Annotated in this window: 29 protein-coding genes; 14 read left to right on the plus strand and 15 right to left on the minus strand. The window is 68.2% G+C overall.

From position 1 onward, the window contains the following. The first annotated feature begins 54 nt into the window (after positions 1–54). Positions 55–630 (plus strand): histidine phosphatase family protein, encoded by a 576-nt coding sequence (locus EV650_RS29525; protein WP_134122232.1) that lies wholly within the window; start codon positions 55–57, stop codon positions 628–630. A 23-nt stretch (positions 631–653) separates the two neighbouring features. On the opposite strand, the gene EV650_RS29530 is transcribed toward EV650_RS29525, so the two are convergent. Both EV650_RS29530 and EV650_RS29535 read right to left on the minus strand, forming a co-directional pair. Continuing rightward, on the minus strand, positions 654–1,634 hold the full coding sequence (locus EV650_RS29530) for a putative endonuclease domain-containing protein (RefSeq protein WP_134122233.1): 981 nt from the start codon (positions 1,632–1,634) through the stop codon (positions 654–656). A 92-nt stretch (positions 1,635–1,726) separates the two neighbouring features. Beyond that, positions 1,727–2,320: a TetR/AcrR family transcriptional regulator gene (locus EV650_RS29535; RefSeq protein WP_134122234.1), complete on the minus strand. Its 594-nt coding sequence runs from the start codon at positions 2,318–2,320 to the stop codon at positions 1,727–1,729. Positions 2,321–2,409: 89 nt separating this feature from the next. Between EV650_RS29535 and EV650_RS29540 the strand changes: the two genes are divergently transcribed. After that, positions 2,410–2,829, plus strand: a complete 420-nt coding sequence (locus EV650_RS29540) for a DUF4267 domain-containing protein (protein ID WP_134122235.1) — start codon at positions 2,410–2,412, stop codon at positions 2,827–2,829. Here the strand turns inward: EV650_RS29540 and EV650_RS29545 are convergent. Both EV650_RS29545 and EV650_RS29550 read right to left on the minus strand, forming a co-directional pair. Continuing rightward, positions 2,805–3,554 carry a GNAT family N-acetyltransferase gene (locus EV650_RS29545; RefSeq protein WP_134122236.1) on the minus strand — a complete coding sequence of 250 codons (750 nt, stop codon included), beginning with the start codon at positions 3,552–3,554 and terminating at the stop codon, positions 2,805–2,807. The genes EV650_RS29540 and EV650_RS29545 overlap by 25 nt on opposite strands. Positions 3,555–3,571: 17 nt before the next feature. Continuing rightward, positions 3,572–4,393 carry an SDR family oxidoreductase gene (locus tag EV650_RS29550; protein ID WP_134122237.1) on the minus strand — a complete coding sequence of 274 codons (822 nt, stop codon included), beginning with the start codon at positions 4,391–4,393 and terminating at the stop codon, positions 3,572–3,574. Positions 4,394–4,478: 85 nt separating this feature from the next. Between EV650_RS29550 and EV650_RS29555 the strand changes: the two genes are divergently transcribed. Then, complete coding sequence (locus tag EV650_RS29555; protein ID WP_134122238.1) at positions 4,479–5,195, plus strand: helix-turn-helix domain-containing protein; 717 nt, start codon at positions 4,479–4,481, stop codon at positions 5,193–5,195. Here EV650_RS29555 and EV650_RS29560 read toward each other — a convergent pair whose 3' ends face one another. Next, positions 5,196–5,591 (minus strand): NUDIX hydrolase, encoded by a 396-nt coding sequence (locus EV650_RS29560; protein ID WP_134122239.1) that lies wholly within the window; start codon positions 5,589–5,591, stop codon positions 5,196–5,198. It abuts the gene before it with no gap. Between the two features lie 103 nt (positions 5,592–5,694). Here EV650_RS29560 and EV650_RS29565 point away from each other — a divergent pair, with 103 nt between their 5' ends. The 7 genes from EV650_RS29565 to EV650_RS29595 all read left to right on the plus strand — a co-directional run bounded on the left by EV650_RS29565 (position 5,695) and on the right by EV650_RS29595 (position 11,835). Then, positions 5,695–6,576 (plus strand): PHP domain-containing protein, encoded by an 882-nt coding sequence (locus tag EV650_RS29565; protein WP_134122240.1) that lies wholly within the window; start codon positions 5,695–5,697, stop codon positions 6,574–6,576. Beyond that, positions 6,573–7,190: a MarC family protein gene (locus tag EV650_RS29570; RefSeq protein WP_134122241.1), complete on the plus strand. Its 618-nt coding sequence runs from the start codon at positions 6,573–6,575 to the stop codon at positions 7,188–7,190. The genes EV650_RS29565 and EV650_RS29570 overlap by 4 nt, the downstream gene beginning before the upstream one ends. Before the next feature lie 13 nt (positions 7,191–7,203). Beyond that, positions 7,204–8,073 (plus strand): RecB family exonuclease, encoded by an 870-nt coding sequence (locus tag EV650_RS29575; protein ID WP_134122242.1) that lies wholly within the window; start codon positions 7,204–7,206, stop codon positions 8,071–8,073. A 112-nt stretch (positions 8,074–8,185) separates the two neighbouring features. Then, a complete protein-coding gene (locus EV650_RS29580; protein WP_134122243.1) occupies positions 8,186–9,025 on the plus strand; it encodes an alpha/beta fold hydrolase in 840 nt (279 codons plus the stop codon). A gap of 244 nt (positions 9,026–9,269) precedes the next feature. Next, positions 9,270–10,067 (plus strand): ABC transporter permease, encoded by a 798-nt coding sequence (locus EV650_RS29585; protein WP_134122244.1) that lies wholly within the window; start codon positions 9,270–9,272, stop codon positions 10,065–10,067. After that, complete coding sequence (locus tag EV650_RS29590) at positions 10,060–10,875, plus strand: ABC transporter permease (protein ID WP_238174520.1); 816 nt, start codon at positions 10,060–10,062, stop codon at positions 10,873–10,875. Before EV650_RS29585 ends, EV650_RS29590 begins: the two co-directional genes overlap by 8 nt. A 3-nt stretch (positions 10,876–10,878) precedes the next feature. Further along, positions 10,879–11,835, plus strand: a complete 957-nt coding sequence (locus EV650_RS29595; protein ID WP_134122245.1) for an ABC transporter ATP-binding protein — start codon at positions 10,879–10,881, stop codon at positions 11,833–11,835. On the opposite strand, the gene EV650_RS29600 is transcribed toward EV650_RS29595, so the two are convergent. From EV650_RS29600 to EV650_RS29615, 4 genes are all read right to left on the minus strand, one after another. Further along, a complete protein-coding gene (locus EV650_RS29600) occupies positions 11,825–12,745 on the minus strand; it encodes a hypothetical protein (protein ID WP_134122246.1) in 921 nt (306 codons plus the stop codon). The two genes, EV650_RS29595 and EV650_RS29600, sit on opposite strands and share 11 nt — an antisense overlap. Beyond that, positions 12,742–13,548: a hypothetical protein gene (locus tag EV650_RS29605; protein ID WP_134122247.1), complete on the minus strand. Its 807-nt coding sequence runs from the start codon at positions 13,546–13,548 to the stop codon at positions 12,742–12,744. The genes EV650_RS29600 and EV650_RS29605 overlap by 4 nt, the downstream gene beginning before the upstream one ends. Positions 13,549–13,700: 152 nt before the next feature. Next, positions 13,701–14,015, minus strand: coding sequence for a hypothetical protein (locus tag EV650_RS29610; RefSeq protein WP_134122248.1), 315 nt, complete (start codon positions 14,013–14,015; stop codon positions 13,701–13,703). Next, positions 14,012–14,842 (minus strand): hypothetical protein, encoded by an 831-nt coding sequence (locus tag EV650_RS29615; protein WP_134122249.1) that lies wholly within the window; start codon positions 14,840–14,842, stop codon positions 14,012–14,014. The genes EV650_RS29610 and EV650_RS29615 overlap by 4 nt, the downstream gene beginning before the upstream one ends. Positions 14,843–15,032: 190 nt before the next feature. Here EV650_RS29615 and EV650_RS29620 point away from each other — a divergent pair, with 190 nt between their 5' ends. Then, complete coding sequence (locus EV650_RS29620) at positions 15,033–15,566, plus strand: RNA polymerase sigma factor (protein WP_134122250.1); 534 nt, start codon at positions 15,033–15,035, stop codon at positions 15,564–15,566. Next, on the plus strand, positions 15,563–16,606 hold the full coding sequence (locus EV650_RS29625; RefSeq protein ID WP_134122251.1) for a hypothetical protein: 1,044 nt from the start codon (positions 15,563–15,565) through the stop codon (positions 16,604–16,606). Before EV650_RS29620 ends, EV650_RS29625 begins: the two co-directional genes overlap by 4 nt. A gap of 2 nt (positions 16,607–16,608) precedes the next feature. On the opposite strand, the gene EV650_RS29630 is transcribed toward EV650_RS29625, so the two are convergent. Beyond that, positions 16,609–17,484: an alpha/beta fold hydrolase gene (locus tag EV650_RS29630; protein WP_134122252.1), complete on the minus strand. Its 876-nt coding sequence runs from the start codon at positions 17,482–17,484 to the stop codon at positions 16,609–16,611. A gap of 133 nt (positions 17,485–17,617) precedes the next feature. Here EV650_RS29630 and EV650_RS29635 point away from each other — a divergent pair, with 133 nt between their 5' ends. Further along, on the plus strand, positions 17,618–18,370 hold the full coding sequence (locus EV650_RS29635; RefSeq protein ID WP_134122253.1) for a ParA family protein: 753 nt from the start codon (positions 17,618–17,620) through the stop codon (positions 18,368–18,370). Here the strand turns inward: EV650_RS29635 and EV650_RS29640 are convergent. After that, on the minus strand, positions 18,364–19,281 hold the full coding sequence (locus EV650_RS29640) for a DUF4349 domain-containing protein (RefSeq protein WP_134122254.1): 918 nt from the start codon (positions 19,279–19,281) through the stop codon (positions 18,364–18,366). The genes EV650_RS29635 and EV650_RS29640 overlap by 7 nt on opposite strands. An 86-nt stretch (positions 19,282–19,367) precedes the next feature. Beyond that, the gene (locus EV650_RS29645; RefSeq protein WP_166678310.1) at positions 19,368–21,245 is read right to left on the minus strand and encodes a DEAD/DEAH box helicase; all 1,878 of its coding nucleotides are present in this window, start codon (positions 21,243–21,245) and stop codon (positions 19,368–19,370) included. Between the two features lie 251 nt (positions 21,246–21,496). Here EV650_RS29645 and EV650_RS29650 point away from each other — a divergent pair, with 251 nt between their 5' ends. Next, positions 21,497–22,177, plus strand: coding sequence for a ferritin-like fold-containing protein (locus EV650_RS29650; RefSeq protein ID WP_134122255.1), 681 nt, complete (start codon positions 21,497–21,499; stop codon positions 22,175–22,177). A gap of 59 nt (positions 22,178–22,236) precedes the next feature. Here the strand turns inward: EV650_RS29650 and EV650_RS29655 are convergent, their stop codons facing one another. The 3 genes from EV650_RS29655 to EV650_RS29665 all read right to left on the minus strand — a co-directional run bounded on the left by EV650_RS29655 (position 22,237) and on the right by EV650_RS29665 (position 23,626). After that, complete coding sequence (locus EV650_RS29655; RefSeq protein WP_238174521.1) at positions 22,237–22,515, minus strand: GlsB/YeaQ/YmgE family stress response membrane protein; 279 nt, start codon at positions 22,513–22,515, stop codon at positions 22,237–22,239. 144 nt (positions 22,516–22,659) lie between these two features. Continuing rightward, a complete protein-coding gene (locus EV650_RS29660) occupies positions 22,660–22,887 on the minus strand; it encodes a DUF3107 domain-containing protein (RefSeq protein ID WP_134122256.1) in 228 nt (75 codons plus the stop codon). A 109-nt stretch (positions 22,888–22,996) separates the two neighbouring features. After that, positions 22,997–23,626, minus strand: a complete 630-nt coding sequence (locus tag EV650_RS29665) for a TetR/AcrR family transcriptional regulator (RefSeq protein ID WP_134122257.1) — start codon at positions 23,624–23,626, stop codon at positions 22,997–22,999. Positions 23,627–23,705 lie beyond the last annotated feature (79 nt).

A 23,705-nucleotide genomic window follows, 5' to 3' on the forward strand; every position in this document is an offset into this window, starting at 1 on the left:
TCAAACGGTCAAGGGCTCACGGCCGGTCGAACCGTTGTCTGCGAGGATGCAGGCGTGACCACAGAGGAGCGAGAGGACCGGGTCTTCCTGGTCCGGCACGGCGAGACCGAGTGGAGCAGGTCGGGCCGGCACACGTCCGTCACCGACCTGCCACTCACGCCCGAGGGCGAGCGCGTCGCGGCAGGCCTGAAGGAGCGGCTCGCAGGGGAGTCCTTCGACCTGGTGCTGACCTCACCGCGACAACGCGCCCGGCGTACGGCGGAACTCGCCGGCTTCCCCGACGCCGAGGTCGACGACGACCTGGTCGAGTGGGACTACGGCGACTACGAAGGCATCACCACCGCGGAGATCCGCAAGACCGTCCCCGGCTGGACAGTCTGGGACGACCCGGTACCCCACGGCGAAACCCCGGCTCAACTCACCACCCGGCTCGACCGGGTAGCCGCCCGCATCGCCGCCGTACCGGGAGATGTCCTGGTCTTCGGTCACTCCCACGCCCTCCGCGGCCTCACCGCCCGCTGGCTAGAGCTCGACGTCACCGAAGGCCGCCACTTCGTCCTCAACACCGCAACCCTCTCAACCCTGGGCTGGGAACGAGGCTCCCCCGCCATCCTCCACTGGAACAGCTGACGGTTTCCGGAACATATCTCGCACTACACGGCAGAAATGTTCCGGAGATCGGCGACCGCGCACGTCGGGCAGCACGGCGTCGCGGTGAGGAACGGGTTTGTACGACGGAGGACCTGGAGCACCTGTACGGCGGCTTCGCAGGCGCGGTTGGTGACGTCGAACCACCCGTAGCGCAACGTGGCCTCGGCCCGCAACGTCGCGCGGTTGTCCCGGTCGAGGTCCCGCCACCGTTGCCGGGGCACGAGGTGAAGCCGACCGTCGAGCTCCACCACCAGACCGAAACCGGAGTAGAACACATCGGTGAACTCGTGATCTACCGCGCGTTGCCGCTGCCCGCGCGGCAGCCCGTGCCGGCGCTCGACGTCGCGCAGGTAGCGGATCTCGAGCAGTGAGTGCGATCCGGCAACAACGTCGGTGATGATCGGCCGCAGCTTATGGCGGTGCCGCAGTCGGGGACGGTCAGTCAGTGAACTCAGGATGTCCGCCGGAGCGACCCGGCCGCTCTGGCAGGCCTCCGCGATGACCGCGGCCGCCTGGTCCATTGACGGCGTGATGCCGACGATGTCGAGTACGGCGTCTGCGGGCGTACGGCGTGGTGGGCTGATCGCCGCGAGCCGTGCGGCCCAGTGCTCGTCGCGGTGGATGACGACGCCGGGCCGTTGCAGGATCTTTCGACGCTCGGGGATCGTCACGAAGACAGGGCGGTTCGCATCCGGTTTGAGCAGACCGAGTTGTTCGGCGGCGGTGTAGTGGCTCCAGGCCGCCTCGGGTCCGGCGTACAGGAGCGCTGCCAGCAAGCGTTCGCCGTACCCGATCGGTCCGGTGTGCGTGACGTAGACGCCGGGATGAATCGTCCGCCAGCGCCTGTTCCGCAGCGGCCTCCGGATGCGGTGCTCCGGCCAACCCGCGGCGAGCAACTGGGCCCGCGACACAACCTGCCCTTGCTCGTGGATCAGCGCATCGATCCCTCGGTCACGCAAATGCCCGATCCACCACCACTCCACCCGCCCCAGAATGACGGATTCCGCCCGCACCTGCCCATCGCCCTGTGGACAACCCTTCGCGCCCTCGGAGGTGGTCGGGTTTCCGGAGCTTTTTAGTCGGTATCAGGCAATTTTCTTCCGGAAAGGGGGTGTTGTCCGGCGGAGGTGATCAGGGCGACGAGGGTGTCGGCTCGGGGTTGGGCGTGGGTGGGGCGGAGGCGGTGGCCTCGGGTGAGGGTGGCTTGGCCGTGGAGGGCGCTCCAGAAGACTTCGGTGAGGGTTTCGGTGTCCTTGCCGTCGGCGTACGGCTCGACGGCGGCGCGGATGGCGGCGAAGGCGGCCTTCAGGACTGACGGGCTGTCGGCTGTGCCGAAGACCAGGTCGGTGCTGCGGGTGAACATCGCCTCGTACACGGCCGGATGGGTCTCGGCGTACTCGAGGTAGGCGCGAGCCAGTTCGTGCAGGCCGTCCGCTGCCTGCAGTACGGCGGCCAGTTCGCCGATGCCTTCCAGGGCGACCGCGCCGGCGATCGCGTCCATGTTCTTGAAGTGGCCGTAGAGGACGGGCTGGCTGTAGTCGACGGCCTCGGCCAGGCGGCGGGTGGTGACGGCGTCCCAGCCTTCGGACTCGGCGAGGTCGCGGGCGGTACGGAGGATCAGGGTACGGCGCTCGTCGCGGGCCCGCTCCCGGCGTGTCTGGGTCGGCATAGTCCGGATCCTAGCACCGCTAGACAATCTAGCAACGGCAATGTTAGCGTCGCTAGGAAAGTTAGCGCTGCTAGTTCAAGGAGACCCTGATGCGTCGCTTCACCACCGTCCTGACCGTCCTGCTCGGCATCTTCCCGCTCACCTTCGGCAGTTGGTTCCTGTTCTCCGGGCACGGCGCCGCCGCCGGGTTCGGGATCGACCCGTGGCCTACCGGCATCGCGTCCGGGTACTTCGCGGTGAAGGGGATCCGCGACATCGTCACCGGCCTCAACCTGCTCGCGCTGTTCGCCCTCAAGCAGCGTCGCGCCACCGGCATCCTGATGGCGATCACCGCGCTCATCCCGATCACCGACATGATCACTGTCTTCAGCCACAACGGTCCGGCCGCGACCGCGCTCGGTGTCCACGGCCTGACCGCGGTCGTCATGCTCATCGACGCAGCGCTCCTGCTCCGGGAGCGCGCCGGCCGCACCGTCGACGCACCTCAGCCCGTCGGCGCCCATTCATAGAGCTCGATCGTGCAGTACTCCCGGAACCCGAGCTGCTCGTACACCGACCGCCCGGCCGGCGACGATTCCAGTACGGCGTACTCCGCGTCCACCTCGCGCAGTACGCCGTACGTGATCGCCGCCCCGACCCCGCGTCGCCGCGCCTCGGGCACCGTCATCACGAAGTACACCCCGGCCACGCCGGCCCCGAGGAACACCGTCGCCGTCGCCACCGGAACCCCGTCCAGCCAGCCCAGGTAGTGCTGCCAAGGATCGCCGTACCCGAGTTTGCGATAGACCGACGCCACCCACCGCGCCTCCTTCTCGCCCTCCCCGAACCCCCGCCCGAGCGTCGCCTCCCACACGGCCAACGCCTCGTCGTCCTCAACCCGCGTGAGCGACAACCCAGGTACGACGGGAGGCGCAACCAGCTCCGGGATCCGCACAGCCATCCCCGGCTCCGATCCAGCCGGAACGAAACCCGCCGCCGTCAGATCCGCACCAGAGATCTGCATCGAAGGACCGACATGCCAATTCCCCGGTACGCCGTGTTTCTTCAACAGCGCAAGGGATTCCGCCACCACCCCGGCCTCGGAAGCGGCCACGACCGCGTTGTGGTAATCGATCGGCGACCCACCGATCGTCCACCGCGCGGCCGCATCCGACCGCTGCTCGCCGCCACCCGCCGCACCCATCGCCATCAGCAACTCGGCCGCGTTGTCCTCGATCGCCCGGACCAGATCCATGCACCAAAGGCTCTCACTCACTCGAAGGCGGCGCGATGGAATTCCACCCACGAACGGAAGGTCCCTGCCGGCCGACCCAGCACTCGCTCGACGTCATCGGTCAACGTCTGCTCCCCGCCGCTCCGGATCAGCTCCGCACCCCGCAGCGCAACGGACACCACAGCCTCGTCCAACCCCGCCGCCCGCAACTGCTCCGCATAAACCTCCAGCGGTACGTCGACCGCCCGCAACGTCTGCCCGAGTACCTCCGACATCACCGCCACCTGATCCGGCACGCTCAGCAACTCCGGCCCGGTCAACGTGTAGGTCCGCCCGGCGTGATCAGCAGAAATCAGCGCCTCAGCTGCGACCGCCGCGACGTCCCGCGGATCAATGAACCCATGCGAGCCATCCCCGGTCTGGTTGGGAATCGGCTGCCCGGCTCGCATCGCCGGCAACCACCGCAGTACGTTCGACGCGAACCCGGCCGGCCGCAGGATCGTCCACGCCAGCCCGCTTTCCCGCACCGCGCGCTCCCCGGCCGCATGCCAGTTGCCCGGTGCCCCCTCGTCGGCGGTCCCGATCGCCGACAGCTTGACGAGCTTGCCCACCCCACCGTCAACCGCGGCCGCGACCATGGCCCGATCGTGCTCTGGCACCCGTGGCCCCGGCGCACTGAGCAGGAACACCGAATCCACCCCATCAATTGCCTTCCGCAACGATTCGGGGTCTTCGAAATCACCCGGAACGAAATCGGGAAGCCCCCGGCGTGACATTTGGCGGATCGGGATGCCGCGGGCAACCAATTGACGGACGAGCTCACTGCCGATGGTGCCGGTCGCACCCGTAATCAGGATCATGCCGCCACCCTGACCAACCCGGCCCGCCGCAGGATAGGAACTTTCGGTACTACGGAAGCCGCGGCCGGACTCGTATCCTCGAAGAGTGCGCACGCTCGACCCCTGGGTGGAAGACGTCACCCTCCGCCCGGCAACCACCCCGATCACGGTCCTCCCACCAGACCCCGCGACCACGGTCGTCTGGCGGATGACGCGCGCCGGTGACAGCGACGTACTGATCTCGGGACCGCGGACCACGGCGTCGTACCACACCACGAAGGACCTGCCGGTCTGCGTGCGGCTGCGGATCCGGCCCGGGCGGGTGATGCCGCTGCTCGGGACGGCGGCCGATGAGTTGGTCGATCGGATCGTCCCGCTGGAGGATCTGACCGGCCCGTCGGCACGGCAACTCGCCGAGCGCCTCACGGTTTATCGCGATCAGCCCGCACGAGCGGTGGATGACCTCGGCCGCTATCTACTGGACCAGATGCCACAGCGGCTGCCGGACCGGTTCGAGCTTGTGGGTGAAGCGGTTGCCGAGCTGACCTCGGCACGGCGGGTGGACGAGACGGCTGCCCGACTGGGAGTGAGTGAGCGGTACCTGCGGCGCGTGTTCCGCCAGGCGGTTGGGGTGTCACCCAAGCACTACGCCCGGATCTCGCGCGTACGCAGCGTGATAGGCCAGGTTCGGAGCTCCTGGTCCGACGCCGCGGCCGGCGCCGGTTACACCGATCAGTCGCATCTGATCGCGGAGTTCAGGTCGCTGATGCAGGTCACCCCGACCGCGTTCGCGACCGGCCAAGTCCCGCTAGCGACCTGTTAATCAGCCAGGAAGCGCATTCCACTGCTCCAACGTGGAAACGAGCAGCGTCGTCGTCGACAGCGCCAAGAACTCCGTCCGCGTGACGAAGCGAGCGTCCGACGCGTCATCACCCGCTGTGAGCGTGCCGCCGACCGCCGTCGCCTCGTAATCCCGGATCACGTAGAGCTTCCCGGCCGGCCCCGGGCGCTCGACTTCGCCGACCAGGTCTCCGACCTCGACGGTCAGTCCGGTCTCCTCCGCGACCTCCCGGACGACGGCCGTCGGATCGTCCTCACCCGGCTCGACCCGTCCGCCCGGAATCGACCACAGCCCCCGGCCAGGCTCGTTGGCCCGCCTCACTACGAGTAGCCGGTGCTCCCCGTCGTACACCAGAGCACCCACACAATCGACGCGCATGCAGCCAAAGGATAGGCGTTCTGTGCATAACTGCCAGGGCAAACCGGTGAACGCGGATAGCATCAGCGGTGACAACCGACCGGCGAAGGGACTAGTACCGCTCGTGCGCATCGACCTGCACACCCACTCGAACCGCTCGGACGGCACCGATCCGGTGGACGTCCTGATGACGCACGCGCAGCAGGCCGGGCTCGATGTGATCGCGCTCACCGACCACGACACCGCCGACGGGTGGGTCGAGGCGCGCGGGGCCGCGGAGGAGCTGGGGATCGGGTTCGTGCCGGGGCTGGAGATCTCCTGCAAGCTCAACGGGATCAGCGTCCACCTGCTCAGCTACCTGCCCGACCCGTCGTACCCGCCGCTCGCGAAGGACCTGCAGGTGATCCGTGACGGCCGGACCGACCGGATCCCGACGATCGTGGCCCGGCTCAACAGCATCGGCGTACCGCTCACGGTCGAGGAGGTCCTGGCCCAGGCGACGGGTACGCCGTCTGTCGGTCGGCCGCATGTGGCAGACGCGCTGGTCGCCAACGGGACCGTCGCCAACCGGAGCGAGGCGTTCGACCGCTTCCTCGCCGACGGCCGCGCCGGACATGTGCCGCACTACGCCCTCGAGCCGGGGCACGCGATCGACCTGGTCCGTGAGGCCGGCGGCGTCCCGGTGATCGCGCATCCGTGGGGCCGGTCCAGCCACAAGGTGATGACCGAGGAGACCCTCGCCGGCCTGGTCCAGGACCACGGTCTGGCCGGGATCGAGATCGACCACCAGGACCACTCGCCGCAGTCGCGGACCGCGTTGCGTGCGATCGCCGAGAACCTCGGCATCATCTACACCGGCTCCAGCGACCACCACGGCGCCGGCAAGATCGACCACGACCTGGGTGTGAACACGACCCAGCCCGAGCAGTTCGAGCGGCTGCTCGAGGTCGCCAAGGTCAACGCCGCCGCCTCCGACGCGCAGGTCCCCGAGGCCTACCTGCCGTGAACAGCGTCATCAACACCGGTCTGTTCAGCTCGGTCTTCGTCACGCTCTTCGTGATCATGGATCCGCCGGGCACGGTGCCGGTCTTCATCTCGCTGACGGCCGGCCAGTCCCGCCCGGCGCGGAAGAAGGCAGCCTGGCAGGCGGTGCTGGTCGCGTTCGGCGTGATCGTCGTGTTCGCGGCCTTCGGCCAGCAGATCCTGCAGCACCTCGGCATCACGCTGCCCGCGCTGCAGTGCGCGGGCGGTCTGCTGCTCCTGCTGATCGCACTGCAGCTGCTGACCGACACCGCCGAGGACCCGGTCCAGACCAAGAACGTGAACATCGCCTTCGTCCCCCTCGGTACGCCGTTGCTCGCCGGACCCGGCGCGATCGTCGCCACGATGGTGTTCGTGCAGCGGGCGAACGGATCGCTGCCGGACGTGGTCGCGATCTCGGTCGGCATCATCGCGATCCACATCGTGATGTGGCTGACGCTGCGGTTCTCCGGGATCATCATGCGGATCCTGGGCGAGAACGGCGTACTGCTCGTTACCCGGATCGCCGGTCTGCTGCTGAGCGCGATCGCCGTACAGCTCGTGGCCGACGCGGTCACCGACTTCATCAAGGCGGGCTGACGTGCTGCCCGGGATGCCGACGCGGTTGTTCGTGGCGACGCCGACCAAGCTGCTGACGTTCGCGGACTGCAAGCGCAAGTACCGGTACACCTACCTCGAGACGCCGCGCCCGCCGAAGGGTCCGCCGTGGGCGCACAACACGGTCGGCGCGATCGTGCACGAGGTGCTCGCCGACTTCTTCGGTCGCTGGCCGGCAGCTCGGCGTACGCCGGACGAGGTCGTCGCCAAGATGCGGTCGAGCTGGCGCAGCGAGGGCTTCCGCGACGAGCAGCAGTCGTTGGACTGGCGGGAGCGCTCGACCGAGATGGTGCTCGGCTACCTGCGCGACACCGACCCGTACTACGAGCCGCGCGGAGTGGAACGTACGGTCGCCTTCACCACTGAGCGGGCCTCGCTGCGCGGACGGGTCGACCGGATCGACGAGCGCCCGGCGCGCGACGGCAGCGACGGGACCGAGCTGGCGATCGTCGACTACAAGACCGGCCGCCGGCCGCTCACCGCAGTCGATGCCCGGTCCTCGTTGGCCATGGCTCTCTACGTCCTCGGGGCCCGCCGCGTCCTGCACAAGCCGTGCACCCGCGTCGAGCTCCACCATCTGCCGACCAACACCGTCGCCGCGGCCGACCACGACGAGGCGTCCCTCGCGCGGCACCAACGGCGAGCGGAGTCGATGGCCGACGACGCAGCGGCTGCGGAGGCCAAGTGGCGCGAGGGCCTGACCCCGGCCGAGGCCGACGAGGCCTTCCCGCCGGAGCCGTCCCCGCTGTGCGGCTGGTGCGACTTCGCCAAGATCTGCCCACAAGGCCGCCGCGAGTCCCCACCCCGAGACCCCTGGGCCGCCCTCGACGACGGCGACCAGGCCCCGGTCGCCGAAACCGCCTGACTCATAGTCCTGTGGCTGGCCGAGGTGCTCGCTGACAACTGATGTCAGTGGCGTGTGCGTGCGATGCCAGCGGCGGGGTGAACCCTGAGGGTGAACGAAAGGGGCTCGCGTGATGAGTGCGAAGACTGTGAACAAGCTGGCGGTGCCGGGGGCAACGCTGCACTACGAGATCGCCGGTTCGGGGCCGGTGCTGCTGATGATCGCCGGCGGCGGAACCGATGCCGGCGTGTTCTCCGGGATGGTCGGGCAGCTCGCGGCGGAGTACACCGTCGTGACCTACGACCCGCGCGGCAACTCCAGGAGCCGGTACGACGGTGAGGCGACGGACGAATGCGTCGAGCAGTCCGCGGCCGACGCACTCGCCCTGATCGACGCGGTCGCCCGGCACGAACCCGTCTACGTGTTCGGCAGCAGTTCGGGCGCGATCACAGGCCTCGAGCTGATCACGCAGTACCCGGATCGGGTCCGGATGCTGGTCGCGCACGAGCCGCCCTGCACCGAGATCCTGCCGGACGCGGACGACGCCAGGGCGTTCTTCGACGAGGTGTACGACACGTACCGCACCGACGGGCTGACCGCGGCCGACGTGGTCTTCATGATGGGCACCGGCATGGACGGCGACGCGATGCCGCCGCTGGAGGACCTGCTGCCCGAGTACCGCGAGCTCGCGGAGCGGATGCAGGCGAACGCGGCCAACTTCTACGAGCACAAGTTGTTGCCTTTCACCCGCTACCAGCCGGACCTGGACGCGTTGAAGCAGGTCGCGGCGCGGATCGTGCCGGCGGCCGGGCTGGACTCGTACCCGCACCTGCCGGGGCGGCCGATCGAGGTCATCGCCAACCAGCTCGGCTGGCCGGTGGTGCTGTTCCCGGGCGGGCACGGCGGGTACTCGAGCCACCCGGGGCCGTTCGCCACGCATCTGGCTCATCTGCTCAAGACCGACACTGTGTGATCCGCCGTGAGCTCCGACCACCGGTTCGGGTGCGAGTCTGAGGGGTCTCGCATCCGGACCGGTTATTTGTGTTGACTCCTCCGCGGGCCGCGGCGTAGCGTCCGTCCTCTGCCCTTGACAATCGGTGTGGTTCAACCATGCCTTCACAGTGGTGTCCGAACCCCCGGGTCTTTCACGATTCGGGGCAGTTCTGCGTGCCGCTGTGCTCTCGGACACCACTTGAGTGCGAGAGGAGGTTTTGCGGATGGGTGTGTATTGGGCGATCGCCGTACGGTCGTTCCGGCGGTTCTCGACGTACCGGATCGCCACTGCGTCCGGCGCGTTCACCAACACCGTGTTCGGCTTCATCCTGTGCGGCATCTACCTGACGCTGTGGCACGAGCGACCCGGGCTCGGCGGGTACGACGCTTCGGACGCGCTGACGTTCGTTTGGCTGCAACAGGGGCTGCTGATGCCGGTCGGGATCTGGGGCGCCACGACGACGGGGGAGCTGGGGGAGCGAGTCCGCAGCGGTGAGATCGCGGTGGACCTCTACCGGCCCACGCACCTGCTGCTCTGGTGGCTGTCTGTCGACCTCGGGCGGGCGATGTTCCAGCTGGTGGTGCGTGGCGGGGCGCCGTTGCTCGTCGGAGCGTTCGTATTCGACCTCAAGTTCCCTTCGTCGCCGCTGACCTGGCTTGCGGTTGCAGCCGGGGTGTTCCTGGCGATTCTGGTCAGCTTCGGGATCCGCTACCTGGTCGCGCTGTCCGGGTTCTGGATCACTGACACGCGGGGGATGGAGCAGTTGGCGCTGGTGCTGTCGACGTTCTTCTCGGGGATGATCCTGCCGCTGGTGGTGTTCCCGGGCGCGATCGGAGACATCGCCCGGGCGACGCCGTGGGCCGCGACCATGCAGGTGCCGATCGACATCTGGCTCGGCCGGAACCCGGGCGGGACCGGTTCGGCCCTGCTGTTCCAGCTGGGCTGGATCGTGGTGCTCCTGCTCGGCGCGCAATTGGTGACGTCGGTCGCGACCCGCAAGGTGGTGATCCAGGGTGGTTGAACGAGTGCTCCGGGCGCCGTCGCAGTACTGGATGCTGATCATGATGTGGATCCGGTCGTCGATGGCGTACCCGGCGTCGTTCGTGCTGATGCTGTTCAGCTCGATGGTGCTGACGGTGATGGACTTCGTCGCGATCGTGCTGATGTTCAGCCACATCTCGTCGTTCGGCGGGTTCTCGCTGGCGGAGATGGCGTTGCTCTACGCAACGGCCTCGATGACGCTGGGGATCGCGGACCTGCTCACCGGGTCGATCGAGCGGGTCGGCGAGCGGATCCGGACCGGAACGTTCGATGTCTATCTGATCCGGCCGGTGCCCGCGTTCCTGCAGACCACGGCCGACGGTTTCGCGCTGCGGCGGCTCGGCCGGCCGTTGCAGGCGCTGGTCGTGATGGTGTTCGCGTTCAGCCGCCTGGACGTGGACTGGACGGTTGCCCGCGGCATCGTGCTGGTGGTGTCGATGATCGCGGGGTCGGTGATCTTCGGCGCGATCTTTGTGCTCGGCGCGGCGTTCCAGTTCCTCGCGGTGGACTCCGCGGAGCTGGCCAACTCGTTCACGTACGGCGGGCAGACGATGACACAGTACCCGTTGACGGTCTTCGGGAAGGAGATCGTGCGGGCCGTGACGTTCGTCGTACCGCTTGCCTTTGTCAACTATTACCCGGTGCTGTACCTGCTGGACAAGCCGGCCCCACTGGGGCTGCCGTCGTGGATCGGGCTGTTGTCTCCGTTGGTCGCCGTCGTCATGGTCGCGCTCGCGTCGCTGGCCTGGCGGGGCGGTCTCCGTCGCTATCGAAGTACAGGGAGCTGAGCAATGGCAGTGATCGAGTTGACCGACGTCGCCCGTGCTTTCACGGTCACGTCGCGGACCGGACTTCGCCGTACCCGGCGTGAGGTTCGCGCGGTGGACGGGTTGTCGTTCTCCGTCGAGCCGGGGGAGGTGATGGGGTACATCGGCCCGAACGGCGCCGGGAAGTCGACCACGATCAAGATGCTCACGGGCATCCTGGTCCCGTCGAGCGGCACGATCCGGGTCGCCGGCGTGGATCCGTCGCGGCACCGGTTGAAGCTGGCCAAGCGGATCGGCGTGGTGTTCGGCCAGCGGACCACCCTGTGGTGGGACCTGCCGTTGAAGGACTCGTTCGCCGTACTGCAGAAGATGTACGACGTTCCGCCGGCCCGGCACCGAGAGAACCTCGCGACCTTCGTGGAGCTGCTCGACCTCGGCGACCTGCTCGACGTACCGGTCCGGCAACTGTCGTTGGGTCAACGGATGCGCGGCGACATCGCGGCCGCGCTGCTGCACGATCCCGAGATCGTCTACCTGGACGAGCCGACCATCGGGCTGGACGTGATCAGCAAGGCCCGGCTCCGCGAGTTCCTGGCCCAGATCAACGCGGACCGCCGTACCACGATCATCCTCACCACCCACGACCTCGACGACATCGAGGCCCTCTGCACCCGCGTCATGGTCATCGACCACGGCCACCAGATCTTCGACGGCACCCTGGACGGCCTGAAGTCGAGCCAGTCCGCCCCACGCACCCTGGTCGTCGACCTCGCGACCTCGCTCCCACCGATCGAGGTAGTAGGCGCCACCGTCACCAAGGTCGACGGCCCACGCCAGCACCTGACCTTCCCACCCACCACCAGCGCAGCACCCCTACTGGCCCAAATCGCCGCCAACTACCCCCTCGTCGACCTCTCGGTCGCCGAACCCACGATCGAATCCGTGATCACCCAGCTCTACGCCCCAAGGCCTAGCGCGTGATCTCACCATCTCGGCGTACGGCGCTCATCCGCGGAGCCCGGCCGGACACGGCGGCCGTGCGACCAAATTCGTCCGCCGGCGGGAGCACTCGTAGCTGATCCCGCATCACTCGGCTGAACCCTTCCTGCCCGCGGACCATCCCGTCCAGATCGATTGCCTGCGGCAACACTGGAGCCGCATCGAACACCCGGGTGTGCGCCGCCACCAGAAACGTCCGCATGATCGAGTCGCTGCCACGCTGCATCTCCGCCCCCTGGATCAAGCAGTAGGCGGCATCGGTGAACTTCTGCCGCAGCTCAGGGTCCCGTGCGTTCGGCCGGTCCTTGCCGGCCCGCTGCGTCTCCAAGTCGGCCAGGATCTCGAACGATGCCTGCCGCAACTGTTGCCGATCCGCGAACCTCGCGGTCTGGGTGATGACCTGCCCGGGATGGAGCCCCTGGTCGAGAAGGTTTCCCGTGATCGTCCGCCCACCGGGCAGGTTCACCGGGTTGTGCAGGTTCGAGCCGTTCATCAACCGATCCTTCGCGACCTGCTCCAGCTCGGTGAGCAGGACGGAGGCGGGCGACCCGGGTTCGAGGTCGTCGGCGGCATTCGGTGTGAGTCTGTAGCCCCTCCATTCGCCGGCCGGAATCGGGGCCCGGAAGGCCTCGACGTCGCTGTACGGCCGGGTCCATCGCCCCTGCGCGGCCACCTGGTACCGCCACTCGGCCACGTGCCGGTACGCCGCCTCGAACGCCGCCGTCCGCTCCTCGAGGCCCTCGGCCTCCTCGAGCCGTTCGTCCAGCAACTCCAGCGCCGCGTTCGCCTCCGCGGCCTGCACCTGCGCGAATCCGCCGAGCTGATCCCACAGCGCCGGATTGTTGGTCGTCTTGACAATATCCGGCGTGGGAAAACTTCGCGCCGTGATCATCGGGCCATCCCTCCGCCGCGGTTGAGTGACGTCACTGCTGCTCGCTCGGAGCCTGCGTCGACGGCGGGCTGGGCGGCCGGGGGCGCCGCGATCCGCAACTGCTCGTGCATCACCTGCTTGAAACCTTCCTGCCCACGGACCATCCCGTCCAGATCGATTGCCTGCGGCAACACCGGTGCGGCATCGAAGACGCGGGTGTGCGCGGCGACAAGGAACGTTCGCATGATCGCGTCGCTGCCGCGCTTGAACTCCGGTCCCTGGACCAGGAAGTACGCCGCATCCACGAACGCCTGGCGCTGCTCGGGATCTGTTCCGCCGGCAGCCTTTGCTTCCTCGAGCTCAGCGAGTACCTCGAACGACGCACGCCGCAGTACCTCGCGATCGTCGGGCTCCGCGGTGACCGTCCGCACCTCCCGCGGCCCCGGGATGTATCGAACCGTGTTCCCGTTGACGCGGCGTCCACTGTGCAGCCTGACCCGGTTCTGCAGCCCGTGGCTCCCGTCGAGGCGCTCGAGTGCGACCTTCTCCAGACTCTTCAGCATCTTGAACGCCGGCGAGTCCTGATCCGACAGCACGTTGTCCGGCGTCACCCTGTACACCATCCCCATCCCGAGCGGCGCCCTCACGTCCTCCGCGCTCGCACCCGGCCGGGTCCACTTCCCTTCCAGCGCGACCTGATACCGCCACTCCGCAACATGCCGGTACGCCGCTTCGAACGCCGCAACCCGCTCGCCCCGGGACCCCGCTCCCGCCAGCCGCTCATCAAGCACCCCCAGCGCCGCATTCGCCTCCCGCGCCTGCACCTGCGCAAACCCCCGCAACTGATCCCAGGCCCCAGGATTAGCAGAGATCATCAACAAAGCCGGCGTCGGAAAACAGGCCCCAGAAATCCGCTCCACCCGATCAACCTACAAGCCCGCAGGGGCGGTACCGGCGAAGGCTTCTTCGGATCGCACTAGGCAAGGTCGGCGGCCATCGAGGCGAAGACGACCTCGGGGTCCATGCCCTTGGTGTCGGCACGCCAGCGGCGTACCGAGTCCGGCAACTCGTCCTCGGCGACCATCCCCACACCGGCCCGAATCAGCCGCTTGGCCTCCGCGATCCCGATGTCGGCGTACTGTAGTTGATTGAGGAAGTAGTAGTCGTGCCGAGCGCCCTCGTTGAGATGGAACTTCCCGGTGTTCCCGACGTACGTCCAGACATCCTCATCCACCAACGCCGCCACCCACAGCTCGTTCTCCCCGTCCTTGACCAAGAACAACCGCGTCATCGTGAAGTCCCGTTCCGTCGATCCTGAAATTGCTGGCGGGTGTGTTGCGGAGCGGAGCTCTCTGCGCTCGTGCGATTCGGAGCTGCGTTGGAACTGCGCTGCCGACGTTTCTTACCGTAGCTAATGGCGTTCACCTTCACGCCGCCGAGTTCCTGCAGATCGTCGATGCCGGCAGGTTGCGTCATCTGATCGGACAGGGCGATGCATTCCCTCCGAGCCGCGTCGCGTGTCGCCGGCTCCTGCTCGCGGTCGCGTTCGATTTCGTACAGCGTCGTCGTACGTTCCTTGACGTCGATCGACTCGGTGGAGTGCACCTGGACTTCGATCAGCTCCCCGAGGCTGCGCAGGTGGGTGTGCACGCCTTTGTACCGGCTTCCGTCGACGTACGAGTGATGAGCGTCCGCCATCTGCCAGTTGTTGTTCGTGAGGCGATCGATCGTTCTGACGGCGGCTTTCGTGAGCTCGTCCGGGTGCTTCACCGCGGCGGTGTAGCGAAGGATGTCGTCCGGCACCGACGAGGGACGACGGTAGTACTCCTCGAACCTGACCAGCTTCCGGGCCAATGACTGAGGCGACTTCAGCCTGTTCTCGAGGTGGTATGCCTCGGCCTCCACACCGATCGCGGAGATCACGGCCTCGGTGATGTCCGGCTCGACTGCGGCGGCCTTGGACAGCAAGTGCAAGCTGCGGGCGGTGGGCTCGGCGCCGTATTCCGCGGAGATCTGAGCCTTGGTCGGGATCGGATCTCCCCAATCGAGCGGACGTCGGGCGGTCAGCCGCGCGTACAGGTCCGCGGGTTCTGGCAGGTCGATCGGCCCGCACGGCATCTGGTCCCCCTGGGCGGTCGGTGTCTTCCTTAGACCGTAAGAAAGGTGGCGGGAGCTGTGGGGTGGGAATTTGGATCTGTGGATAACTCGGAGTTGTTACGGAAGTGGGTGGGGGGTGACCTTGGGGTGGTGGGGTCGTTGAAATGCGGGTAGGACCCAACCGGGTGGGTGGATCGGGGGTAGATGAGGTATGCCGACGATGACGGGTGAGCCGGTGGGGGTGTTGGGTCCGCCGGGGGACGGGGCCGGGTTCGCCGCGTGGGTGCGGCCGCATCTGGCCGCGATGGCTCGGCTGGCCGGTCGGCTGGCGGTGGGGGCGGATCGGGACGACATCGTGCAGGAGGCGCTCGCGCGGGCGTGGGCCAAGCGCGGGCAGTACGACGCGAGTCGCGGGACCCCGTCGGCGTGGCTGCTCGCGATCACCGCTGACCAGGCCCGCAAGGCGGTACGGCGGATGCGGACCGGCGGGGCGCGCCTGTCGCTGATTGATGCCCCGGAGGACGCGCGACCGGTTTCGCGGCCTGATCTGGACGCCCGGATGGATGTCGATCACGCGATCATGTCGCTGTCGGCGCGGCAGCGGCTCGCGGTGGACTGTTACTACTTCGCCGACCTGTCGATCGCCGACACGGCCGCGGTCATGGGCTGCTCCGAAGGCACCGTCAAATCCACCCTGTCGGACGCCCGCTCCCGGCTGCGTACTTTGCTGGAGGTCACCGAATGAACCCGACCGACGAGGTCGACGAGCTGTTGAGCCGGGCCGGTGCCCGGTGGCGGGCCGACCAGGAGCCGCCGCCCGAGCCCGATCTGGAGTACATGCTGAGTGGCGGCCGTAAACACCGCCGCTGGGTCCCGGCCCTGGCGGCGGCGAGCGTGGCGGTGGTTGCCGCGGGCATCATCGCCGTACTCCCGAACCAGAACGACACAGCGAAGACCCAGGCCGCGAGCAACCAACCGTTTGCCCAGAGCAACCAACAGCCGAACGACGACCTGCTGGTCAAGCCCGGCGACACGGTCCAGGTGAGCGGCAAGATCATCGCCGTACCGGGCAAGACTCCGGTCTTCTGTGCGCCGCTGGCGGAGACGGCCATCGGCTACCTGCCGGGCAAGGAGCCGGCCCCGAGCTGCCCCGACGAGTTCGCCGTCAAACTCAACGGCCTGAAGCTGGACCAGATCACCGGGATGAAAACGATCAAGGGCGTCGGCACGGGCAGCGCGGCGGTCACCGGCATCTGGCGCGACGGCACAATCGACGTACAGCAGCAGTCGGCCCCTATCAAGGTGGTCGACCCCGGTCTTCCGAAGCTCCCGTGCGCGGCGCCGGCCGGTGGCTGGCCGTCGAAGCCGAGCAACATCGGCTCCACCGTGGTGAAGGCGTTCCTCGCCGCGCACGCCGGTCAGGTCTACGGCCCGGTCACCTACTATCCGAACGGTACGTCGCGCAACGCCCCAGTCGTGATGATGGCCGGCGTCGCGCACCAGGATGTCGCCGCGTTCCGCGAGGCCTTCGAGCAGGTCTACAGCGGCAACCTCTGCGTGGCCCCTGTCCTGATGAGCAACGCCGACAGCGACCGCGTACGACTGTCCCTGGAGAGCATCCTCGAGAAGCAGCACCTCGGCGTGTTCATGAGCGGAGGGGCCGGGATGAACGGCGGCCCCGCACCGATCTCGCTGCTCGTCTACACCGAGCAGGTCAAGGACGCCGTCGCTCCGGTCGGCCTGGACCTGCTCGAGATGAAGCCAGAGGTCAAACCGGTCCGCTGAGCTCAGGCCGTCGTCAGGCTGGGGTAGTCGTGGAAGAAGTCGACCAGCTTGCGGGCTGTGGCAGCGGGCTGGTCGATGGCTGGTGAGTGACCGGCGTCGGGGACGACCTCCGCCTCCACGCCAAGAGCCGCCGCCATCGCCTGCTGTGCCGGGATCGGCCAGCCGTCGTCCGCTTCGCCGTGCAGTACCTGCGTGCGGACGCCGGACTTGGCGAGCTGGTCGGTCTTGTCCTCGGCATCCGTCAGTCGACGGGTGATCTCGGCCAGGCTGATCGGCACGTTGCTGGTGAACCGCTCCCGGAGGAATTCGGCGACGTCTTCCGGCGGAGCGACGTACCCCGGCACCTCGCGGTCGTGCTGGAGCTTCAGATCCCAGACCTGCTCGATCGGCAGGTTCTCCAACCCGAAAGCGAGCATCTGCAGACTCTGCAGCGTCGCCTCATCGGTGAACGCGGCTGGTCCTGAGCAGAGCAGAGTGATCGTGGAGAACACCGACGGGTCGATCAACACGGCCTCGCGTGCGACCAGCCCGCCGAACGAGTGCCCGACCAGCTGGCTGTACCCACCGAGTGCTTTGCTCATCGCGACCACATCAGCGCCGAGCTCCGCCAGCGAGTACGCCGACTTGTCGGCCGGACCCGCAGTCTCGTATTGACCACGCTGGTCCACCGCGACGGTCCGCCAGCCGTACCGGCAGAGGTGGTCCACCAGCGGAGTGAAGTCCTCTTTGCTGCCCGTCCACCCGGGTACGAGCAGGACCGTGCCGAGAGGCGTACCGATCTCCGGTACTGCGGTCAGCGTGGCGAACGAGCCACGGTCGGTCTCGAGGATCGCGGGGTGCACCCCGTGGGGCAGCGTCAGCGTACGCGGCGTACTCACAAGGAGAGCGTACCGACGAACGGGTAGTAGTAGCCGCAGAACCGGCCGCCGCGGACATCTCCGGCGGGAGGGGTGCGGGCGGGGTGGACTACTACCCGTTCGTCGGTACGGCTGCGTGCGGCACAATGGCCGGGTGCCTCGCACTCTCGCGGTCGCCAATCAGAAGGGCGGCGTGGCCAAGACCACCACCGTCGCCACCCTCGGCGCAGCCCTGGTCGAGCTGGGCCAACGGGTCCTGCTCGTGGATCTGGACCCGCAGGCCTGCCTGACGTTCTCGGTCGGCATCGACCCCGAGGACCTGGACAAGTCGATCCACCACGTGCTGCTCGGCGGTGTGAAGGCACGCGACGTTCTGATCGAGTTCGACGACGCTCCGGACCTGGTGCCAGCCACGATCGAGCTCGCGACCGCCGACGTACAGCTGTCCCGGGAGAGCGGTCCGGAGCAGGTACTGCGGACTGCGCTGCGTCCGCTGCGGTCGTCGTACGACTGGATCATCGTGGACTGTCCGCCGACCCTCGGCCTGCTCACCGTGAACGGGCTGTCCGCGGCGTCCGACGTACTGATTCCCTTGCAGTGTGAGACGTTGGCGCATCGTGGCGTAGGGCAACTACTTGACACGGTGCACGACGTACAACGGCTGACCAACCCGAGCCTGCGGGTGCTCGGCGTCCTGCCGACGCTGTACGACGGACGCACGACCCACGCCCGCGCGGTGCTGGAGACGATCGCGGACACGTACTCGCTGGATGTGCTGCAGCCGGCCATCCCGAAGTCGATCCGGTTCGCCGAGGCGCCGGCGATCGGCGAGACCATCCTCAGCACGGCGCCGGCCTCGCCCGGCGCAAAGGCCTACCGGGCGCTGGCCGGCGCGCTCCTTCACTGACCGCTGTCCGGTGCAGCCGGCCGACGGAACCGGTGCCGGAACCTCCACAGCGGTACGGCGATGATCGCGAGCAGCACCAGGAACGGCAGCATCGCGCCGACCGCGGTCGCCAGAGCAGAGAACACCGCGGTGAACGCGTGCCAGCCGCCCTTGAGTCCGCCCAGGAAGCCCTTGTCCGGCTTGGTCTCGGCCTGCACCGGCGGCTTGCCCTTCTCGGTCAGCGTCAGGGTGAGCGTCGCGAGATCGGTTTGCAGCGCGAGGCTCTTCTGCTTGGCCAGCAGGGATTCCAGGTCGGCCTCGCGGCGGGTGAGCTCGGTTTCGACCGAGACGATCTCGCCGATCGTGTTCGCCTTCGCCATCAGCGCGCGCATCCGGTCGAGGCTGGCGCGCTGGGACTCGATCCGGCTGGCGACGTCGACGACCTGCTCGGTGACGTCGGTGGATTCCTGGTGGATCTGCAGCCGCGTGCCGAGGTCGGAGAGGCGCTGGATGGCGGTCTCGAACGACTTGGTCGGCACCTTCAGGACCAGGTTCGCCGTGGTCACCTTGCCGTCGGGGTCGCCGCCGGTGTCCTCGGACGCGACCTGACCGTCCAGGCCGGTGATCGCGGTGATCGCCTTCTGCCGCATGGCCGCGACGTCGTCCCCCTCGACGGCCAGCGATCCGGTCTTGATGATCGACCGGGTGATCGTCGGTTCGTCGCTGCCGGTCGCCGTACCCTCAGCTGTGCCCTGGGATTTCGCCGCTGGTGGTTGCCCGGCGGCTGGTGCCTTGGCGTTGCTGTCGGCGCCTTGCTTCTGCACGGGTGCGGCTTCGCTCGTCCCGCTGTCGTTGCTCGAGCCTCCGCAGCCGGCCAGCAGCCCGATGCCGACCGCAGCCAGCACGGCTGTTACCGCTCTGATCCGCCCCATCACCCAGCCCCTCTCTCGTGGTTTCCGCCCTAGGACGGCCCACGCGGGGCTGGGTGTTGCAGGCTCAGATCACCGTTCGGCTACGTTCACTCCGGCGCGCTGAAGATCGGCGTCGTCGGCGCCGCCTCAGCTGCCTTGCTCTCAGCGGTCTTGCGAGTCCGCGTCCGCTTCACCGGCTTCTTCTCCGCGGCCGGAGCCTCAGCCGCCGGAGCCTTAGCAACCGGAGCCTCGACCGCCGGGGCCTCAGCAGCCGGGGCCGCGGCCGTCTTCCGGGTGCGCGTCCGCTTGACCGGCTTCTCAGCCGGCGCGTCGGTCACAACCTCCGCGGCCGGCGCCTCGACTGCCGGTGTCTCGACTGCCGCTGACTCAACTGCCTGCGGCTCCGCCGTCTTCCGAGCGCGGGTGCGCTTCCGCGCCTTACGCGGCTCGTCGGCAACCACCTCGGCAGCAACCTCGGTAGCCGGCGGTACTTCGGTCTTCGTGGTGACGTCGGCGAGTTCCTCGACCGGCTGACCGGCCCGGGTGCGCTTCCGCGACCGGTTCCGCTTCCGCGCCGCCGACCGCTCGCCACCCTCCGAACGACCGCCACCCTCCGAACGACCGGCACCGTCCGAACGACCGGCACCGTCCGAACGACCGGCACCGTCCGAACGACCGGCACCGTCAGAACGAGCCGCACCCTCAGAACGACCCTCGCCGTTCGAACGACCCTCGCCGCCGCGGCGGTTCCGGGGTGCGTCCTCGCGCGGCTCGCGGGTCTCCTTCGACTCGCGGACCGGACGGATCCGGCCCTTCGCGTCGGTCGGGATACCCAGGTCGTGGTACAGCTCCGGCGACGTGGAGTAGATCTCCTGCGGCTCGTCGTACGGCAGGTCGAGGGCCTTGTTGATCACCTTCCACCGGGTCAGGTCCGGCCAGTCGACGAAGGTGACGGCGATGCCGCTCGCCCCCGCGCGCCCGGTCCGGCCGATCCGGTGGATGTAGGCCTTCTCGTCCTCGGGGCAGGTGTTGTTGATGACGTGCGTGACGCCCTCGACGTCGATGCCCCGGGCCGCGACATCGGTGCAGATCAGTACGTCGATCTTGTCGCCGCGGAACCTGGTCAGCGCGCGCTCGCGGGCCTGCTGGTTCAGGTCGCCGTGGATCGCGGCCGCCTTGAACCCGCGGTCCTGCAGGTCGTCGGTCAGCCGGGACGCCTCGCGCTTGGTCCGGCAGAAGATCATCACCCGGCCGCGGTCGTCGGCCTGCAGGATGCGGGCCACCACCTCGGGCTTGTCCAGGTCGTGCGCCCGGTAGACGAACTGTGCCGTGGTCGGCACCATCTCGGTGTCCTCGTGCGACTCCGCCCGGATGTTCAGCGGGTGCCGCATGTGGGTGCGGGCCAGCCCGATCACGGCCGACGGCATCGTTGCCGAGAACAACATCGTCTGGCGGAGCTCAGGTGTCTTGCGCAGAATGCGTTCCACGTCCGGCAGGAAGCCGAGGTCGAGCATCTCGTCGGCCTCGTCCAGCACCAGGACCTTGATGTGGCCGAGGTCGAGGACGCCCCGGTTGGCCAGGTCCAGCAGGCGTCCCGGCGTACCGACGACGACGTCGACGCCGTTCTTCAGCGCGTCGAGCTGCGGCTCGTAGGCGACGCCGCCGTAGATGGTCAGTACGCGGACGGTGCGAACCGTGGACGCGGTGGTCAGGTCCTTGGCGACCTGGATGGTCAGCTCACGGGTCGGGGTGACGACCAGAGCCTGCGGCTTGCCGGGTGCGGCAAGCTCCTCGTAGTCGGCCTCGCCGGGGGAGATGGTGCGCTGCAGCAACGGAATTCCGAAGCCGAGCGTCTTACCGGTCCCGGTGCGGGCCTGGCCGATCAGGTCGGTGCCCATCAGGGCGACGGGGAGTGTCATTTCCTGGATCGGAAACGGCTCCACGATGTTGACGCGATCGAGCGCGTCGCAGATCTCGGGCAGCACGCCGAGCTCTCGGAAGGTGGTCAGGCTGATCGCCTCTCACATGCTTGTGCGGACAGTTGCTCAGTGGCCGGGCGCCTGGGGCTTCTCAGCCCCGATCGTGAGGCGCGGGGACACTGTGCAAGCACCTCGCACCAGCTTGCCCATCTGGGCGCGTCACCGGCGAATCGCTCACCAGTGTAACCGCACAACCTGTCAACGCCGCTTCGTGTGGTTTGCGCCACTCGCACGGCTGGGCAGATAGGGTGCCGGGCATGGAGCAGACGGCCTTTGATGATCCCGCCTACCGGGCCGCGGCGGTGGATCTGCTGGGAGTGCTCGCGTACGGCGAGCTGACCGCGTTCGAACGGATGGCCGAGGACGCCAAGCTGGCGCCGACCCTCAACGACAAGGCCGAGCTGGCCGCGCTGGCGACCACCGAGTTCGGCCACTTCCAGCAACTGCGGGACCGGCTGGTCGTCCTTGGCGTGGATCCGATGGACGCGATGACGCCGTTCGTCACGCCGCTGGACGCGTTCCACGACCACACCGCGCCGTCGGACTGGCTGGAAGGCCTGGTCAAGGCGTACGTCGGGGACGGTCTGGCGAACGACTTCTACCGGGAGATCGCGTCGTTCGTGGATGCGGAAACGCGGGCCCTGGTGCTGGAGGTCTTCGTGGATTCCGGGCAGGCCGAGTTCATCGTCGACCGGGTCCGCGCCGCCATCGAAGAGGACCCCAAGCTGGGCGGCCGGCTGGCGCTGTGGGGCCGCCGTCTGGTCGGCGAGGCACTCAGCCAGGCCCAGCGGATCGCCGCCGACCGCGACTCCCTGGCCGCGCTGCTGGCCGGCAGCGTCGACCGCCCCGGCCTCGACCTGGCCGCGATCGGCCGGATGTTCACCCGCCTCACCGAGGCCCACACCGCGCGAATGACAGCCCTCGGCCTGCAGGCCTGAAATGGGCAACGGCCGCCTTCCCCTTGCGGGGAGTGGCGGCCGTTGGGTGGTGCCTGGGGTCAGCTGGTTTTGGCCTTGCTGTTTCGCGAGGAGATGATCGCGACGACGATGGCGGCGCAGATGATCTGGATCAGGTACTGGATCCAGTCCGGGCCGGAGGTGTCCTTGACGCCGAGGAGTTTGGCGATCAGACCACCGATGAAGGCGCCGATACCGCCGCCGAGGATGGTCCAGCCGAGGCTGATGTTCTGCTTGCCGGGGAGCACCGCCCGGGCCAGCGGCCCGAAGATGATGCCCGCGATGAGGCTGACGATGATCATCCAGATCCAGTAACCCACGGTTCCTCCTTGAGAGGTGGCTGACCTGCGCCCGGCCTGGTGCCCCGTGACAACCAGACCAATCTCGGCGCAGGTCTTACCGCCATCGTGCCCTCTCGGTGGCACTCCGGAACCGGGACACGCTCGACTGTGTCCGGTTCGCGATCAGATAGCGCCGAAACCGACCTTGCGCGTCGAGACCTCGCCGATTTCGACGTACGCCAGCCGGTCGGCCGGGATGAGCACCCGGCGGCCCTTCTCGTCGGTCAGCTGCAGCAGACCGGTCTTGCCGGCGAGGGCGTCCGCAACCAGCTGCTGGACCTCTTCCGGGCTCTGCTCGCTCTCCAGAACCAACTCGCGATTGGCGTGCTGTACGCCGATCTTGACCTCCACGAAACCCTCCGGGCACCGATCCGACCGGCGGCTCTCGCCGGTGACGCTTCGAGCCTATCCGCTACCGTCGGCCAGCTCTCACCCGTCCGCCCAGAGCAGAACCCCGGGTCTAGTTGTCGGTGCGGGGGAAGCCGCGGATGCCACGCCAGGCCAGCGAAGCGACCAGGTCGGCGGCCTGCTCCTGCGGGAGCGACGGGTTGCCGGCGCCCAGCCAGTACCGGGCGCTGACCTGGGCCATGCCGACCAGGCTGACGGCCAGCACCATCGACTGCTCGCGGCTCAGGCCGGCGTCGGCGCTGATCACCTCGGACACCGCCTCGGCGCAGGCCTGCGTGACCCGGTCGACCCGCTCCCGGACGGCCGGCTCGTTGGTCAGGTCGGACTCGAACACCAGCCGGAACGCGCCCTGCGCGTTCGCCACGTACTCGAAGAACGCGTGCATGGTCGCCGCGACCCGGAGCTTGTTGTCCTCGGTCGACTTCAGCGCGTCCTGCACGGAGGCGACGATCGCCTCGCAGGAGGTGTCCAGCAGCGCCAGGTAGAGCTCCAGCTTGCCGGGGAAGTGCTGGTACAGGACCGGCTTGGAGACGCCGGCCCGGTCCGCGATGTCGTCCATCGCGGCGGCGTGGTACCCGTTCGCGACGAACACTTCCTGGGCCGCCTCGAGCAGTTGCGCGCGCCGAGCCAGCCGGGGCAGGCGGCTGCCGCGCTTGGGTGCGGTCTCCGGAGTCGTCGACACGGTGTGTGCTCCTTCGGTGGTGTTCCCCGAATCCTACCCAGCAGTCCTCCTCACCAGTAGCTTCCCTGCCCGAACAGTG

This window comes from Kribbella kalugense, assembly GCF_004365875.1.
Lineage (GTDB): Bacteria > Actinomycetota > Actinomycetes > Propionibacteriales > Kribbellaceae > Kribbella > Kribbella kalugense.

Coding starts and splice junctions, on each gene's coding strand:
- EV650_RS29535 (WP_134122234.1), bottom strand. CDS start 2,320: ATGCCGACCCAGACACGCCGGGAGCGGGCCCGCGACGAGCGCCGTACC.
- EV650_RS29540 (WP_134122235.1), top strand. CDS start 2,410: ATGCGTCGCTTCACCACCGTCCTGACCGTCCTGCTCGGCATCTTCCCG.
- EV650_RS29545 (WP_134122236.1), bottom strand. CDS start 3,554: ATGGATCTGGTCCGGGCGATCGAGGACAACGCGGCCGAGTTGCTGATG.
- EV650_RS29550 (WP_134122237.1), bottom strand. CDS start 4,393: ATGATCCTGATTACGGGTGCGACCGGCACCATCGGCAGTGAGCTCGTC.
- EV650_RS29560 (WP_134122239.1), bottom strand. CDS start 5,591: ATGCGCGTCGATTGTGTGGGTGCTCTGGTGTACGACGGGGAGCACCGG.
- EV650_RS29575 (WP_134122242.1), top strand. CDS start 7,204: ATGCCGACGCGGTTGTTCGTGGCGACGCCGACCAAGCTGCTGACGTTC.
- EV650_RS29580 (WP_134122243.1), top strand. CDS start 8,186: ATGAGTGCGAAGACTGTGAACAAGCTGGCGGTGCCGGGGGCAACGCTG.
- EV650_RS29585 (WP_134122244.1), top strand. CDS start 9,270: ATGGGTGTGTATTGGGCGATCGCCGTACGGTCGTTCCGGCGGTTCTCG.
- EV650_RS29595 (WP_134122245.1), top strand. CDS start 10,879: ATGGCAGTGATCGAGTTGACCGACGTCGCCCGTGCTTTCACGGTCACG.
- EV650_RS29600 (WP_134122246.1), bottom strand. CDS start 12,745: ATGATCACGGCGCGAAGTTTTCCCACGCCGGATATTGTCAAGACGACC.
- EV650_RS29610 (WP_134122248.1), bottom strand. CDS start 14,015: ATGACGCGGTTGTTCTTGGTCAAGGACGGGGAGAACGAGCTGTGGGTG.
- EV650_RS29615 (WP_134122249.1), bottom strand. CDS start 14,842: ATGCCGTGCGGGCCGATCGACCTGCCAGAACCCGCGGACCTGTACGCG.
- EV650_RS29620 (WP_134122250.1), top strand. CDS start 15,033: ATGCCGACGATGACGGGTGAGCCGGTGGGGGTGTTGGGTCCGCCGGGG.
- EV650_RS29625 (WP_134122251.1), top strand. CDS start 15,563: ATGAACCCGACCGACGAGGTCGACGAGCTGTTGAGCCGGGCCGGTGCC.
- EV650_RS29640 (WP_134122254.1), bottom strand. CDS start 19,281: ATGGGGCGGATCAGAGCGGTAACAGCCGTGCTGGCTGCGGTCGGCATC.
- EV650_RS29650 (WP_134122255.1), top strand. CDS start 21,497: ATGGAGCAGACGGCCTTTGATGATCCCGCCTACCGGGCCGCGGCGGTG.